Below are 14,334 nucleotides of genomic sequence, written 5' to 3'. Positions count from 1 at the left end.
CCACCAGGCGTAGCTGATGCCGACCACTCCGGCGGCCAGCACCCGGCCGGACCAGTCGTTGGCGCCGCGGGTGCGGAAGATCTGGCGGTGGGAGGCCTCGTGGGCCAGGAAGGCCGTCTGGGTCAGGACCACGCCCAGGACCGCGGCGATCAGGAGTTGGAACCAGGTGTCCCCCAGCAGCGCGAAGCCGGTCCAGGCCGCGCCCATGGCCAAACCGAGCAGGATGAACACCGAGATGTAGAAGCGCCGGCGCCGCGTCAGCAGCCCTTCCTTGCGGACCTGTTTGAGGAGAACCGAATAGGACGCGATGACGTCATTGGGTTTGGCAATCCGGACGGCACGCTTCACCGGTGCCGCGGTGGTGTCACTCATGGGCTGATCCTCAAGAAAGTTGTGGTCATCGATCTGCCCGGGTGCGGAACCGGCGCCCGGCAAAAGGGTGTCCCCCTGCGCAGGCCGGGCCTGCGCAGGGGGAACACGTCACTCTGGAGCTTAGGAGTTCGTGTAGTGCTCGCGGCTGCCGGACTTGGCCAGGCCGCGGGAGACCATGTAGCCGATGGTCAGGAAGGCGATGAGCTTCATGGCGTCGAGGGCGTTGAACACGTCCTGGCCTTCTCCGCCGTCGCCGACCACCAGCGCAGTGAGGGCGGTGGCCAGCACGATGGCGATGTAGGCGAAGAACTCGGTGGTCTTCGTCGAGGCCTTCGTCTCGGTGGAGCGGCGGTCAGCAACCGCCAGGTTGCCGTTGTGGGTGTCGGCGGGGTGGCTGTAACCGCTGTTGTTGCTGTTCGACATGGTGAATCTCCTTCAGGGAGTGAATGGGTGAGACCGGCAGCGGATCCTTTGGCCCAGAGCGGGCGGGATCTCGTAACGGGATAGGGAGCTCGGAGGCCGCGGTTTGCTCCACAGCGTTGCTCTACAATGTAGACTCTACGGTGTAGATGAAGAGATAGCAAGTCGGCTTAGTAGATGGTGGATGATTGTGGTTTCAATGAACCGGCGCGATGGCCCGACCGTGAACGACGAGCCCGGAGGTACTTCCGTTCCGGGAACGGGCGGCGGGGGAAAGCGGCGGAATCCCCTGAGTCGGACGACCGTACTGCAGGCCGCACTCGAACTCGTCGACACTGACGGATTGGAGGCCCTGTCGATGCGCCGGCTGGGTCAGCGGCTCGACAGAGACCCAATGGCGCTCTACCGGTACGCGGCCAACCGGGACGCGCTTCTGGACGGTCTGACCGAACTGCTGCTGGATCAGTGGGTGATTGCTGCGGCCGGGGACGCCGATACGGCCTGGCAGGATCAGCTGCGCCGGGCCGCCCACCGATTCCGTGCGCTGGTACTGCAGCACCCCCACGTCGTGCCGCTCCTTGTCACGCGGCCATTGTCCACCCCTCTGGGCTTACGGCCGCTAGGGGCGCTGCGTCCCCTGGAGCAGCTCCTCGCCGTCTTTACCCGGGCCGGCTTTGGACCCTCCGGGGCCCTCCATGCCTACCGCGCCTACTACGGCTTCCTCATCGGACACGTGATCAATGAACTCGAAGAGTTCGTCGTCAATGCCGATGAGGACGACGCCGGACTACGGCTGGGCCTTGACCGTCTGCCCGAATCCAACTTTCCCAATCTGCGCCGCCTCGCCTCCCAACTGTTGGACTACGACGGGGAAGCAGAACTCAACCAGGGCATTACCATCGTCCTTCAAGGCCTCCAGGCGCAGCTAGAGAGCCCGGAACACGTCCCTCAATAGACTCTTCGGAATTCGAAGTGGCCGCCACCGGCCGGCGGTGGGTCTGCGGAACGCCGTAACGCCGAATCCATCGAAAAGCAACTGGCTCGCTACGGCATCAAGCCAAGTCGGAGCCCGGTGACGACCGCAGGCCCGCCTCCGAAGAAGCGGGAGCCGGCGCAGTCCTCTACAGACTTGATCTCGGCATGCTCCTGCGCAATTGCTGGGTTGCTCTCTTGGTTTACTCAGGCCTTATGCTCGCTGCGGTCCTGGCGTTCTTCGGCCTCGCCGGATTTCTTATCCCGGTCGTCGAGCTCCAGTCGCAACTCTTCATTTCGCCCTTCGGTTTGCTCTCTGAGTGTGGACAGCCGGCCCAATTCTGCGGTCCGGGTGCCGGTTCTGGTGGCGGTTTTTGAGTTTTCCTGGGAGCTGGGTGCCCCCTTTCTGTCGCGAAGCCCGGGTTGGGCACTCTTACTCCTTCATGGAGGAGCGGCGGCGTAGCTGCATGACTTTGGTGAGGGTCCTTTGGCCTGCTCCTCCTCATAGCCGAGCGGTTCGGGCGCGGCAACCACCGAAGTCATGGCACTGCCCGGTTGCTGAATGCCGACGGCCTACGGGGCTTCAGTTCCGCCAGGGCGTTATCGACATAGCCAGCAAGGGGGAAGCTCCCTTCGCGCTGATCGTAAATGATCTCGGGAACCCGCCGACCACACCCGAATACTGGATTGAGATGGCTGACTCGCGTCAGTTGCTCGCAGCCGCTGGTTGAGGAGCCTCGCGGCGCATCCAGGTCAAGGGACTCAGGAATCCCCGGTGCGCAGGGCCAGTTCCTCGGTGATGGCCTGATAGCGCTCCAGCGCCTCGGAAGGCGGGAAGTCCTCATCGAGGATTTCGTACAGTCGGTTCGCCAGCGTGCGCAGCCGGCGCACCGACACGGCCGAGAGATCCTCGATGAGCCGGGCGTCCTGCAACCAAGCTGCCTCCGGCTCCCGGACGGCGCGGCCCGTGCGCGGATCCGCTGCGGAGTCCGCGTTCCACAGGTCGGGCAGGACCAGGTCCGCGGAGGTGTCGGTCATCCGGGTCGTCACTGCTGGCGCGCTTGTCATGGTCATTCTCCGTTTCGCTTTCAGCGGTCCCACCGGACCCCGGCACTTCTTCGACACTATCCGGGCGGCCCCGAAAAGCAAACTAAGCACGCTGATTTTTTGGTGATCGAAGATTCTGATTCCTGCCGTACCGGCGCGCCACGGCCGCACCCACGCTGCTTCACCCCGCTCCTGGCCGTGCCGGCGGAGCGTGGGTGCGGCCGCGCACCGGGCGGTGGGCAGGTGACGGCTGCGCGGATCAGGCGCCGGGGTTGAGCCACATGGCGATCTGCACCTGCGCGGCGAGGCGTTTGAGGTCGCGTTCGTCGTCCGCCGCGAAGGTCCGTGGCCGGTCATCGATCAGGCACAGGGACCCGATACGCCAGCCGTCAGCGGTGGAGACCGGGTGTCCGGCATAGAACCGGGCCTTGGGGCCCCCGGCGACCAGGGGGTGGTCCCGGAAGACCGGATCCGTGCCGGCGTCGGGAATGATCAGGGTCCGGTCCTGTTCAATGGTGATCGCGCACAGGGACAGCTCCCGAGGCAGGTCCTCGCCGATCGGCCCGGTCACGGATTTAATGATCTGGCGGTCCTCGGTAATGAGGGAGATGGAGGCGGAACTGACCCCGAAACGCGTCCGGGCGTAGGCGGTGATCCGGTCGAAGCGCTCCTCGCGGCCGGTCTCCAGCAATCCGGACGCGTACAGGGCCTGGCAGCGGCGCAGCTCGGCCTCGGCCTGCTGGTCCTCATCACTGTCCGCCCAACCGGCGGGAGCGTCGATCCCGGCAACATGGACGCCGGTGACCGGCGGACGGTCGAAGCGGTATCGGTCCGGGGTGGTGACGAGCGGGCGGAGGTAATCGGCGAAGCCCGATCCGGCGGCGACCTCACCGGTGCTGTAATGCGCCCCGTCCACCGGCAGATCCCGGGACTCGATCAGTTCGTTGATGGCGTCGGCCACCAGGTCGCGCTGCACTACCGGGATCATCAGGAGTCCGGCGAGGTAACCATTGACCTCGACCTCATCCAGGGCGCCGCCGACGCCACGGTAGTACTGCCAGACCTCGGCAGCGTCCAGCCCGGCCCCGCACACCGCCTGGGCAGCGGTCCACTGCTGCACAACTCCGCCGAGCACGCCCATCCTTTCGTTTTCACCCGGCCCGCCACCGGGATGTCCCACTCCGCCCACCCTAAACCAGCGGTGCGGCACGGGCGGTCCTTCAAGGTTCACCGGACCGGTCAAACACCGCAAGCAGGATCATCTACCCCGTTTGCTCCAGGCGTCAGGGACAATACGGCCGGGCCCCTCATGGCCTGCGCGGGCCGGGCGTTGTCACCTTAGATTGGCGGGCGGGTCCGCTTACAGGATCCGCAGGGCAGGCTGCAGTGTTGCTTGCACCATGCGGGTATCAGAGTCAGCCCACGTGCACCCATGGCCGGCGGGACACCTCGGGTTCGGCTTCGCGAAGTACCTCCCGGGTGACGGGGGCGATCTCCCCTTCCCCGAAGATCAGGAATTTGAAAAGGTTCACCAGGGGGTCGCCTTCGGTCCAGCGGAAGTACACGTGCGGCATGAGCCCGGTGATGTCGCGGATGTGGAGCATTACCGCCGCGATGGTGTTGGGCACATTCGAGCTGTGGACCTGAAGGATGCGGAATCCGTGGCGGGTCACCCCGCGTACCTGCAGATGTGTTTCGAACTCCGATGAGTCATCCACAATCACCTCAATGAATAGCGGCTCGTCCTCCCGGCTGAGGTGGCTCACGGTGCAGGCGTGCTGGAACTTGCGGCGGTAGGCCGCGGCGCTGAGCCGTTCGGGTTCGTGGGCGATCAGGGAGATCTGCCCGGAGTCCTGTGCCGCGACGAAGCTCAACGCCTCGTCGTCGAGCGTGATGGTGGTGGCCCGCAGTTCAAGCGCCCGGCGCGCCCTGGAGGCGAAGGAGACGACGAGAATGCCGAGGATGAACAGGGCGGCGATGCCGGCGCCGTCGGGACGGTCCCAGACATTGGTCACGGTGGTCCAGATGAGGATCGCGGAAATTAGCCCGAAGCCCAGCGCGGTTGTGTGCTGGGCGCGGCGGGAGGCGGATAGCGTCACTGCCACCGACGCGGAAGTGATCAGCACCAGCACGCCGGTGGCGTAAGCGCCGCTTTGGGCTTCCACATCGGCCCTGAAGGCGACAGTGACTGCGGCGGCGACCACGGTGAAGACCAAAACCATGGGCCGGACGGCCCGCGACCAGGCCGGTGCCATACCGTAGCGGGGCAGGTACCGAGGGACGAGGTTGAGCAGCCCGGTCATGGCGGAGGCGCCGGCGAACCAGAGGATGGCGATGGTGCTCGCGTCGTAGAGTGTGCCGAAGCCTTCGCCGAGGTACTTGTGTGCCAGGTAGGCCAGGGCCCGGCCGCTGGCCTCACCGCGGTCTTCGAATTCGTCCGCGGGAATGAGCAGGGTGGTCACGAAGCTTGAGGCGATCAGGAAGGCGCTCATGATCACCGCGGCCGTGGTGAGCAGTTTCTGCGCCCCGATGATCCGCCCCCGGGGCTTTTCCGGGGTGTCGTCCGGGGCGCCTTTGATCTGCGGCATGACGACCACGCCGGTTTCGAACCCGGAGAGCCCGAGCGCGAGTCGGGGAAAGACCAGCAGTGCGAGGGCGATCATGGCCAGCGGGTTGGCGTGCTGGGTGGTGAGCGTGCTCCACCAGTTCCCGAAGAGCCCGGGATGGGCGGTGATCTGCGCTGCGGCGGTGACCACTACCACGAGGTTCAGGAGGAGGAAGGCAGCGACCAGGGCCACGGCGATGCCAATGGCCTCGTGGAATCCGCGCAGGAAGACGACGGCCAGCAGCAGCAGGAACACCAGGGTGACCGCGACCTCCTGGCCGTGCAGCCAGGACGGGGCGAACGGGTTCTCGATCAGGTGGGCGCTGGCGTCGGCGGCGGAAAGCGTCATGGTGATGATGAAGCTGGTCGCGGCGAACCCGAGCAGGGCCAGCACGAAGAGTTTGCCCTTCCATTTGGGCAGCAGTTTCTCCAGCATCGCGATGGAGCCCTCACCGTTGGGGCTTTCCCGGGCCACGCGCTTGTAGACCGGCAGCGCACCGAAGAGGGTGACCGCGACGAGTATGAGCGTGGCGATCGGGGCCAGCGCACCGGCCGCGGCAGCGGCGATGGCCGGCTGATACCCCAGGGTGGAGAAGTAATCCACACCTGTCAGGCACATGACCTTCCACCACGGCTTCGCGGTGGAGCCGGGCCGGCGCCGTGGCTTCGGTATTGGATTGGGCCTGCGCTGGTTCTCGTCATCCAGGAGCCAGTGGCCGAGCCGACGGGCCCGGCGGGACTGGATGACATGGTCTATGGCTGCGCTCACAGGCCGAATCTACGCCCGCCCGGCGGGCGGAAACGGTCTCTTTATGGTTCCTTAACACCAACGCCCGCTCTTTGTGGTCATGGTCACTTCTGCCTGTTCGGGTGCGGCGCCTGCCTGTACCGGTGTCAGGGTTCGAACCGGTATCCCATGCCGCTTTCGGTGATGAAGTAACGGGGGTGGGCCGGGTTGGGTTCGAGCTTGCGCCGCAGCTGGTTCAGGTAGACGCGCAGGTACTGTACTTCGCGGGAGTAGGCCGGGCCCCAGACCTCCAGCAGCAGTTTCTGCTGACTTACGAGCTGGCCGGGGCTGCGTACGAGCAGTTCGACGATCCGCCATTCAGTGGGGGTTAGGCGGACCTGTTCGCCGTGGCGTTCGGCTTTGCGTAGGGCAATATCAAGGCGGAAATCCGCGGTGGTGACGACCGGAGTTTCCGGCGCGGCGGTACCGCGCCGTTCAGCCGCGCGCAGTCGCGCCAGCAGCTCCTCGAGGCCGAAGGGTTTGGTCACGTAGTCATCGGCCCCGGCGTCCAAGGCCTCGACCTTGTCTTCCGGACCGTGGCGTGCGGAGAGCACGATGATCGGCACCTGCGTCCACGCGCGAAGGCCGGTGATGACCTGCACCCCGTCCATATCCGGCAGTCCCAGGTCAAGCAGCACCAGGTCCGGGCGGTGCTCGGAGGCGGCCGCGAGCGCGGTTGCGCCGTCGACGGCGGTCACCGGGTGGTAGCCGTGGGTGCGCAGGTTGATCTGCAGGGCACGCAGCAGCTGTGGTTCGTCCTCGACGATCAGGACGGTGGTCACTGCCTGACCCCGGTGGAGAGCGGGAGCCGGATGATCATGGTCAGGCCGCCGCCCGGTGCCGGTTCGGCGAGCAGTTCCCCGCCCATGACCTCGGTGAATCCACGGGCGACCGCCAGTCCGAGTCCCACGCCGGTGGTGCCGGCGTCGTGCAGGCGTTGGAAGGGTTGGAACATGCTCACGATCCCGTCCTTGCCGACTCCGGGTCCGTGGTCGCGGATGCGCAGTTCCCCCGCCGGGAAGCCGCCGGTGGTGCCGGCGACCGCGGCGGTGATCTCAATGTCGGAACCGGCCGCGTATTTGTGTGCGTTCTCGGCGATGTTCGCGATGACGCGTTCGAGCATGCCGAAGTCGGCCTGCACCGGGGGAGCGTTGGGCGGCAGCAGGATCCGCACATTCTCCGAAGGTATTCCCCGCAGGGCGGCGCCCACCACGTCCGGCCAGTGCACGGGCCCCAGATGCGGAGTGGCTGCATCGCCGCTGAGCCGTGACATGTCGAGCAGATTATCGATCAGCGAGGCCAACCGGTCCGATGAGGCCTCGATGGTGCCCAGCAGCTCGTCCTCCTCCTCGGGGGGAAAGTCGATGCCGGGCTGTCGCAGGCTGGTGACCGCGAGTTTGATCCCGGCGAGTGGCGTGCGCAGGTCGTGGGAGACCGCCCGCAGGATTGCCGTCCGCATTACATTGCCCTCGGCCAGGCGTCGGTTCTCCTCGGCGCTGGCGAGCAGCTGGTGGCGTTGACGGAGAGCCGCCAGTTGGGACCCGAAGGCCACCAGCAGCCGCTGCTCCCGGGCAGTCAGCGCCCGGCCATACAGCACCAGCTTCAGGCCACCGGGAACACGGAGTGCAGCATCACCGTCGCCGGGTGTGCGATGCCCGGGCGGTCTCGCCCCCTCGGAAGCAGCCGGCGTGCCGTCACGGGCGAGGATCTTCCACGTGCCGGCCTCGGTAGCGTCGGCGTCATCGTCCCCCTCCTCCCGGACATAGAGCGCTGCTCCGGCCATGCCGAAATGGCGTCGGACATGGTGGAGGAAGCCCTGCAGCGTGTCCTCCGCGGCCAGCACGCCCCGGGCGAGCTCACCGAGCGTCGCGGCATCGGCCGACGCGATGGCGGCCTCGCGGCAACGACGGGCGGCGAGTCCAACCACCAGGGACACCGAGACCGCCACGGCCACGAAAATCGCGAGGGTCAGCAGGTTCTCGGCGTCGGCGATCTCCAATGATCCGAACGGCTCGGTGGAGTAGTAGTTGAGGATCAGGCTGCTCCACAGTGCACCCAGCAGTGCCGGCCACAGCCCGCCGACCAGCGCGACCGCCACCACGCCGGCGACCTGCAGCAGCACATCGGCGGCCAGGAAATCCCCGCCCGCGGTGAACGTGCCCCACTCCAAGAGCGGCGGAAGAGCCAGGGCCAACGCAAATCCGATGAGGGTGCGCACCCGGCCAAGTTCCGGTGCTGCTAATCGTGCCATTCCGTAATCCTCGCAGGTCGAACCAAGCACTCGGAGATCAGGACGCGGAGCCAGGACAATGCAGGGACGTGGACCGCAGCCAGCCCCGTGCGACGTCCCGGGCACTTAATAAAGGGTTGGGTAATCGGACCGGCGGCGACGTCGATGGTGGCCCGGCGGGGATCGAAGAGCGGTGCGCAAGCACGTACCGCGCTGGGGAGGCCGCCTTCTTCGTGGAACCGGACAAGCACCGCGTCCTGGGCGAGGCCGCGCTGCTCCCACCCAGCTCGTCCCTGGCCGCGCCTTTCCGCGGAAGGAACACCCTGTGAGGGCCCTGCAGGCTTGCGCACGATCACCAGCCGGCGTGCTCACATCGCAAGGATCAATCGGTGCACCGTTGATGCATTGGATGCTGGAAACGGCACGTGGGCACTTCTCCGGGTTCTGCCTCATACCGCTGCAGCGAGCTGAGTCGGCTGCAGCGAGTGGCTAGAGTCTCAGCGTGCTATTCGCCGCCTCGACGCTCTTCGTACTTGAGCGGAGAACCAGGCGCGTGGGGATGGTGACGGGGTCAGCAGAGACGCGCTCCGAATTGGCCAATTCCACCGCGATGCGCCCCGTGCGGGCAGCCAGATCGTAAACGGGCTGGGCGATGGTGGTGAGGCCGAAGGCCGCGCCAAGGGGTTGGCCGTCGAATCCTATGATTGACAGGTCTTCGGGCACACGGATTCCGGTGCGGTGCAGGGCGGTCATCAGGTTCATGGCCAACGTGTCGTTCTCCACGAAGAGTGCAGTGGGCATCAATGTCACTGCAAGCAGGACCGCTGCCACCCTTTCCCCGAAGTCGACGCCGTCCGCCTCTTCGATCAGCATCTGATCATCGGCGGCGAGACCGTGGCGGCGGAGCTCTTCCTGATAGCCGGCGTAGCGGGCGCTGGCACTCCAGTCGAAACCCGGAATCGGCTTATTTCGGGCATACGCGATGCGTCGGTGTCCTAGGGCGATGAGGTGTCGGACTGCTACCTGCGCTCCGGCGACATCGTCGATGGCGACGCTGGACTGGCCCTGAACATGCTGGTTGAGGTAGACGGTGGACACCCGCATAGCGTTCAGCCGCTCATGCTCGGCCCGGGTGAGCGCGAATGACGCAACGATCATGGCGTCAGCATTGCGCTGTGCGGGAAGGTCCTGAAAGAACCTTGCCCGCTGATCACCGGTGCGCACGAGGTAGAGGACCAGATCGTATCCGGCCTGATGCACTACCGGGTATAGGGCATCGAGCATCGCTCCGCTGAACCAGTGCTCGAGCGGTGACCCGAGGAGCACCGCAATGCGGTTCAGTTTTCCGGTGACCAAGCTTGAGGCGCTGGGGGACGGCACGAACGCCAGGCTTCGCGCGGCGTCCTGAACTTTCTCGCGGGTTTGTTGACGCACGCTCGAGGATCCGCGTAGCGCCCGGGACACTGTCGATACCGACACGCCGACCAGCCTCGCCACATCCTCCATCGATGGTGGATCCCCGCGGCCAGGCGATGGGAACGGGTTCTCGGACACAGCAGAAGCTTCTCACACCGGGTTGCCCTCGACGCATCAATTTCCGCAAACGCAGCCATTTTCATACCCGGTAGGGACTCCAACTGTCGCAGGATGATTTTTCCAGCGTGCGTCTCGCCGCAGGTATGGGTCGGTTGTAGGCCAATGAGACGCACGTTACACTCGTGCAAGCGCTGTCATTTCGGTACGTCCGGGATGGGTGGAATCGCTGAAGCTTCATTTGTTGCTGCCCCGGACGGTGTGGGTTGAAGACCCATGGAAGGGTTCAGGGGAGCTTGGGTGATTGACGCTGCGGCTCGACAACGAACAGTTGAATTTCGCGGCCGATTGCCTCTTTCCGCCCGCACGACACCGAGGTTTCAGTTCTGCATCGATCACTCAATGAGGAGAACATCATGAAGAACATCCGACGGCTCACGTCCGTTGCTGCTGTTGGTGCGCTGGCATTGTCGCTGGCAGCCTGCGGGGGTGGCTCGGGTTCCGGTGAGGAGGCTGGTGGCGGTCCAGCGGCGCAGGGCCTCGAGGGACGCGGTCCCATCACCTATGTCGCAGGCAAGGACAACAGTTCGGTTGTTCAGCCGATCATCGACAAGTGGAATGCGGCGCACCCCGACGAGAAGGTCACCTTCAAGGAGCAGACCGACGAAGCCGACCAGCAGCACGATGACCTGGTTCAGAACCTTCAGGCCAAGAACGCCGATTATGACGTGGTGTCCGTGGACCTCATCTGGACCGCCGAGTTCGCTGCCCGCGGCTGGCTGCAGCCGCTCAAGGGCGACCTTGCGATCGATACAGACAAGTTCCTCCCCGCCACGGTGGAAAGCGGCACCTATCAGGACACGCTCTATGCGGCTCCGCAGCACTCCGACGGAGGCATCCTCTACTACCGCTCCGACCTCATCGACACCCCTCCCACCACATGGGAGGAAATGATGGAGATGTGCCCCATCGCCGAGAAAAACGGCATGGAGTGCTACGTGGGTCAGTTCGCCCAGTATGAGGGCCTGACCGTCAACGCGTCCGAGGCCATCAACTCCGCCGGCGGCACCGTGATTGACGAAGAGGGAAAGCCGACGCTCGACACGCCCGAGGCCAAGCAGGGCCTGGAGAACCTGGTGCAGGCCTTCAAGAGCGGAAACATCCCCGCTGAAGCGATCACCTACACCGAGGAGGAGGGGCGTATCGCGTTCCAGGAAGGCAAGGTGCTGTTCCATCGCAACTGGCCCTACGTCTACAACCTGGCCACCACCGAGGAATCGTCGAAGGTTGCGGACAGCCTCGGCATGGCGGCCCTCCCCGGAGCCGAGGGCCCCGGCGCCTCCTCGCTGGGTGGCCACAGCCTGGCCATCAGCGTGTACTCCGAGAACAAGGCCACCGCCCGCGACTTCCTCGAGTTCGTCGGACTGGAGGAGCAGCAGCGCTTCTACGCCGAGCAGGGTTCGCTCGCTCCCGTCCTGGCCAGCCTGTACGACGACGAGGCCCTGATCGAGCAGCTTCCGTACCTGCCGGTGCTGAAGACGTCGATTGAGAACGCGGTGCCCCGGCCCGTGACACCGTTCTACCCGGCGGTCACCAACGCCATCCAGGAGAACAGCTACGCGGCGCTTCAAGGAAAGAAGTCCGTGGACCAGGCACTGTCCGATATGTCGGATGCCATTTCCTCAGCCGGACAGTAAGCCACTGGCCTTTGCCCAGCCGGCCTTCCAACCTTGATGTCATCTCCTTGGCCGGTGCGCAGTGGCTGGTCCGGGCGGACAGCGGCATGAGCCTCTGCCCGCCCGGACCTCCTTCCTCCATGTTCATCGGCTCATGCCGCAACCGTTAGGGCGGACAATGGCAACAGATACCGCAGCGCCACAGAAGGGCGGCGGGCGCAACGCATCAAAGCGCCCCCCGAAGGAAAGTGCTGACCGCAGGGCCGCCACCGCGGGGCGGTGGGGGACACTGCTGGTGGCGCCAACCCTTATCCTTCTCACCGTGGTGATCGTCTATCCGATCATCAGTGGCATCACGATGTCCTTCCGGGGCGATTCCGGGCTGGATCCCGCGACCGGGCTTTTCAGCGATGGCGGCTTCACCGGTTTCGATAACTATCTGGGCTGGCTGTTGCAGCAGTGTCCGGGCGTCGGCGGTACCTCGGACTGTCCTCCGGGCACGCTCCGCTCCCAGTTTTGGAGCGCCACCGGCAACACCTTTTTCTTCACCGTGATCACCGTGACCCTTGAGACGGTCATCGGTTTCTGGATGGCGCTCATCATGGCCCGCACCTTCCGCGGACGCGGCTTTGTGCGTGCGGCCGTCCTGGTTCCCTGGGCCATCCCCACGGCCGTGACGGCCAAGCTGTGGTTCTTCATCTTCGCCTTCCAGGGCATCGCCAACAGCCTCTTCAACACGTCCATCCTCTGGACGGGCAGCGAGGGGCCCGCGAAATGGGCCATCATCATCGCCGACGTTTGGAAAACGACACCGTTTATGGCGTTGCTGATCCTGGCGGGCCTGCAGATGATACCCGGGGACGTGTACGAGGCGGCCAAGGTGGACGGTGCGTCCACCTGGCAGCGCTTCCGCTACATCACGCTGCCGCTGGTCAAGCCGGCGCTCATGGTCGCCATCCTGTTCCGCGTTCTGGACGCCCTGCGAATGTACGACCTGCCGGCCATCCTGACCGGCGGGGCTAACGGCACCACGACGTTGTCCATCCTCGTGGTCCAGCAGATCCGGCAGGGATTCAACAGCGCTGCCGCACTTTCAACCATCACGTTCATCATCATCTTCCTCGTGGCCTTCCTCTTTGTCCGGTTCCTCGGCGCGGACGTCGCTGAAGGCTCCGGGGTCCCCAAGCGTAAGAAGGCCGCGAAATGACACAGGTTGTTCCCATCGCGGGACTAGAGCCCCAGACAGCCGTCCCGCCTACGCGGCGTCGTTTCCCCAAGGAACGCTGGGGGTCGGTCCGCACCTACATCAGCGCAGCGGTCATCGTCATCTGGTGCCTCCTTCCCGCCTACTGGATGGTGCTCACCGCGTTCCGTGACGTCGCCTACACCTACGACACGTCCTTCTTTCCCACGCACGTGACGCTCGACAACTTCCGCGTCGCGTTCGAGACGAACACGGGCAACAACTTCGCCCGGGCCCTCGGCAACAGCCTCATCATCGGGCTTTCGGTCACCGTGGCGTCCCTGCTCGTCGGGGTGTTCGCGGCCTACGCTCTGGCCCGGATCACCTTCCGGTTCAAATTCATCGTCCTCGGGTTCATCCTCGGCGCCTCGATGTTTCCCGGCGTCGCGCTCGTGACCCCGCTGTTCCAGCTTTTCACGGACATCGGGTGGATCGGCACCTACCAGGCACTGATCATCCCCAATATCTCCTTCGTCCTGCCGCTGACGGTGTATACGCTCACGGCTTTTTTCCGTGAGTTGCCGTGGGAACTCGAGGAAGCCGCACGGATCGACGGCTGCACGCAGGGACAGGCGTTCCGGAAGGTGATGATGCCGCTGGCCGCTCCGGCGATTTTCACTACCGCAATCCTCGCCTTCATTTCGTCGTGGAACGAGTTCCTCCTCTCCAGTCAGCTCTCCAACGACTCCACACAGCCGGTCACCGTGGCCATCGCATCCTTCACCGGGAGCCAACCACAACAGGAGCCGTACACCGTGATCATGGCGGCGGGCACCATCGTAACGATCCCGCTGGTCATCCTCGTCCTGCTTCTGCAGAAGCGCATCGTCGCCGGTTTGACCGCCGGCGCCGTGAAGTAGGACGGACCGCATGGCTGTACCCAACAGGAGGCGCGACCGTCGGCAGGAAAACCTGGATATCCTCCTCGGATTCCTCGGGTTCTTCGGCCTGGTGCTCGTTGTCGTCATTATCGCATCGGAGCTCGACGGCCGGAACGCCGCACCATGGTCGGTGACCCTTCTCGGAGTGGTCCTGGCGCTCTGGGCCCTGCGCCGCGCCAAACGACGCCCCAACAATTCGTGAAAAGCCGCTTTCACCGCGAGAGCGCAGGCAACGGTGCTCCGCCGGCCCCGCCTCCAATAGACGCCCGCATAGATCCGCCCCAACTTTGAAAGAAGGAAGAACCGTGACCTCCACCGTCAATTCCGAGCGAGCATCCGTCCTGGACGTCCCAGCGGCCCGTCCCGCCGAACCACTGACCGGCACCATGTCGGATCCTAACTGGTGGCGCCAGGCCTCCGTGTATCAGATTTACCCGCGTAGTTTCGCCGATTCGAACGGTGACGGGCTCGGGGATATCCGGGGCATCACCTCCCGGGTTCCGTACCTGAGGTCCCTGGGCGTGGACGCGGTCTGGCTCAGCCCGTTCTACCCCTCGGCCCTGGCCGA

At 65.2% G+C, this 14,334-nt stretch carries 15 protein-coding genes; 7 read left to right on the top strand and 8 right to left on the bottom strand.

The annotated features are described in order from the left end of the window. Together ACX80W_RS16110 and ACX80W_RS16105 are read right to left on the bottom strand one after the other, a co-directional pair. A partial coding sequence (locus ACX80W_RS16110) for a fatty acid desaturase family protein (RefSeq protein WP_459285065.1) occupies positions 1-372 on the bottom strand: 372 nt, incomplete at its 3' end. A gap of 120 nt (positions 373-492) precedes the next feature. Continuing rightward, positions 493-795 carry a hypothetical protein gene (locus ACX80W_RS16105; RefSeq protein WP_459285063.1) on the bottom strand — a complete coding sequence of 101 codons (303 nt, stop codon included), beginning with the start codon at positions 793-795 and terminating at the stop codon, positions 493-495. Between the two features lie 181 nt (positions 796-976). On the opposite strand from ACX80W_RS16105, the gene ACX80W_RS16100 reads away from it, so the two are divergent. Beyond that, a complete protein-coding gene (locus tag ACX80W_RS16100; protein WP_459285062.1) occupies positions 977-1,747 on the top strand; it encodes a TetR/AcrR family transcriptional regulator C-terminal domain-containing protein in 771 nt (256 codons plus the stop codon). Positions 1,748-2,526: 779 nt separating this feature from the next. On the opposite strand, the gene ACX80W_RS16095 is transcribed toward ACX80W_RS16100, so the two are convergent. The 5 genes from ACX80W_RS16095 to ACX80W_RS16075 all read right to left on the bottom strand — a co-directional run bounded on the left by ACX80W_RS16095 (position 2,527) and on the right by ACX80W_RS16075 (position 8,454). Next, on the bottom strand, positions 2,527-2,832 hold the full coding sequence (locus ACX80W_RS16095; RefSeq protein ID WP_459285060.1) for a hypothetical protein: 306 nt from the start codon (positions 2,830-2,832) through the stop codon (positions 2,527-2,529). Between the two features lie 238 nt (positions 2,833-3,070). Then, positions 3,071-3,946, bottom strand: a complete 876-nt coding sequence (locus ACX80W_RS16090) for a GAF domain-containing protein (RefSeq protein ID WP_459285058.1) — start codon at positions 3,944-3,946, stop codon at positions 3,071-3,073. Positions 3,947-4,226: 280 nt separating this feature from the next. Then, on the bottom strand, positions 4,227-6,035 hold the full coding sequence (locus ACX80W_RS16085; RefSeq protein ID WP_459285069.1) for an amino acid transporter: 1,809 nt from the start codon (positions 6,033-6,035) through the stop codon (positions 4,227-4,229). A 275-nt stretch (positions 6,036-6,310) separates the two neighbouring features. Continuing rightward, on the bottom strand, positions 6,311-6,985 hold the full coding sequence (locus ACX80W_RS16080) for a response regulator (RefSeq protein ID WP_459285056.1): 675 nt from the start codon (positions 6,983-6,985) through the stop codon (positions 6,311-6,313). Then, positions 6,982-8,454 carry a sensor histidine kinase gene (locus ACX80W_RS16075; RefSeq protein ID WP_459285055.1) on the bottom strand — a complete coding sequence of 491 codons (1,473 nt, stop codon included), beginning with the start codon at positions 8,452-8,454 and terminating at the stop codon, positions 6,982-6,984. Before ACX80W_RS16075 ends, ACX80W_RS16080 begins: the two co-directional genes overlap by 4 nt. Positions 8,455-8,570: 116 nt before the next feature. Here ACX80W_RS16075 and ACX80W_RS16070 point away from each other — a divergent pair, with 116 nt between their 5' ends. After that, a complete protein-coding gene (locus tag ACX80W_RS16070) occupies positions 8,571-8,762 on the top strand; it encodes a hypothetical protein (protein ID WP_459285053.1) in 192 nt (63 codons plus the stop codon). A gap of 160 nt (positions 8,763-8,922) precedes the next feature. Here the strand turns inward: ACX80W_RS16070 and ACX80W_RS16065 are convergent, their stop codons facing one another. Beyond that, positions 8,923-9,939 (bottom strand): LacI family DNA-binding transcriptional regulator, encoded by a 1,017-nt coding sequence (locus tag ACX80W_RS16065; protein ID WP_459285051.1) that lies wholly within the window; start codon positions 9,937-9,939, stop codon positions 8,923-8,925. 443 nt (positions 9,940-10,382) lie between these two features. On the opposite strand from ACX80W_RS16065, the gene ACX80W_RS16060 reads away from it, so the two are divergent. From ACX80W_RS16060 to ACX80W_RS16040, 5 genes are all read left to right on the top strand, one after another. Then, entirely contained in the window at positions 10,383-11,663 is a 1,281-nt protein-coding gene (locus ACX80W_RS16060; RefSeq protein ID WP_459285049.1) for an ABC transporter substrate-binding protein, read from the top strand. A gap of 157 nt (positions 11,664-11,820) precedes the next feature. Continuing rightward, positions 11,821-12,849 (top strand): carbohydrate ABC transporter permease, encoded by a 1,029-nt coding sequence (locus tag ACX80W_RS16055; RefSeq protein WP_459285047.1) that lies wholly within the window; start codon positions 11,821-11,823, stop codon positions 12,847-12,849. Next, on the top strand, positions 12,846-13,745 hold the full coding sequence (locus ACX80W_RS16050) for a carbohydrate ABC transporter permease (protein ID WP_459285046.1): 900 nt from the start codon (positions 12,846-12,848) through the stop codon (positions 13,743-13,745). Before ACX80W_RS16055 ends, ACX80W_RS16050 begins: the two co-directional genes overlap by 4 nt. Before the next feature lie 10 nt (positions 13,746-13,755). Then, positions 13,756-13,968 carry a hypothetical protein gene (locus ACX80W_RS16045; RefSeq protein WP_459285044.1) on the top strand — a complete coding sequence of 71 codons (213 nt, stop codon included), beginning with the start codon at positions 13,756-13,758 and terminating at the stop codon, positions 13,966-13,968. A 184-nt stretch (positions 13,969-14,152) separates the two neighbouring features. Beyond that, a partial coding sequence (locus ACX80W_RS16040; protein ID WP_459285067.1) for an alpha-amylase family glycosyl hydrolase occupies positions 14,153-14,334 on the top strand: 182 nt, incomplete at its 3' end.

Source organism: Arthrobacter melezitosi (assembly GCF_054511055.1).
The sequence above is the reverse complement of the archived record's forward strand: the minus strand, read 5'-3'. Positions and strand labels throughout refer to the sequence as shown.

Coding starts and splice junctions, on each gene's coding strand:
- ACX80W_RS16105 (WP_459285063.1), bottom strand. CDS start 795: ATGTCGAACAGCAACAACAGCGGTTACAGCCACCCCGCCGACACCCAC.
- ACX80W_RS16100 (WP_459285062.1), top strand. CDS start 977: ATGATTGTGGTTTCAATGAACCGGCGCGATGGCCCGACCGTGAACGAC.
- ACX80W_RS16095 (WP_459285060.1), bottom strand. CDS start 2,832: ATGACAAGCGCGCCAGCAGTGACGACCCGGATGACCGACACCTCCGCG.
- ACX80W_RS16085 (WP_459285069.1), bottom strand. CDS start 6,035: ATGTGCCTGACAGGTGTGGATTACTTCTCCACCCTGGGGTATCAGCCG.
- ACX80W_RS16075 (WP_459285055.1), bottom strand. CDS start 8,454: ATGGCACGATTAGCAGCACCGGAACTTGGCCGGGTGCGCACCCTCATC.
- ACX80W_RS16065 (WP_459285051.1), bottom strand. CDS start 9,939: ATGGAGGATGTGGCGAGGCTGGTCGGCGTGTCGGTATCGACAGTGTCC.
- ACX80W_RS16060 (WP_459285049.1), top strand. CDS start 10,383: ATGAAGAACATCCGACGGCTCACGTCCGTTGCTGCTGTTGGTGCGCTG.
- ACX80W_RS16055 (WP_459285047.1), top strand. CDS start 11,821: ATGGCAACAGATACCGCAGCGCCACAGAAGGGCGGCGGGCGCAACGCA.
- ACX80W_RS16050 (WP_459285046.1), top strand. CDS start 12,846: ATGACACAGGTTGTTCCCATCGCGGGACTAGAGCCCCAGACAGCCGTC.
- ACX80W_RS16045 (WP_459285044.1), top strand. CDS start 13,756: ATGGCTGTACCCAACAGGAGGCGCGACCGTCGGCAGGAAAACCTGGAT.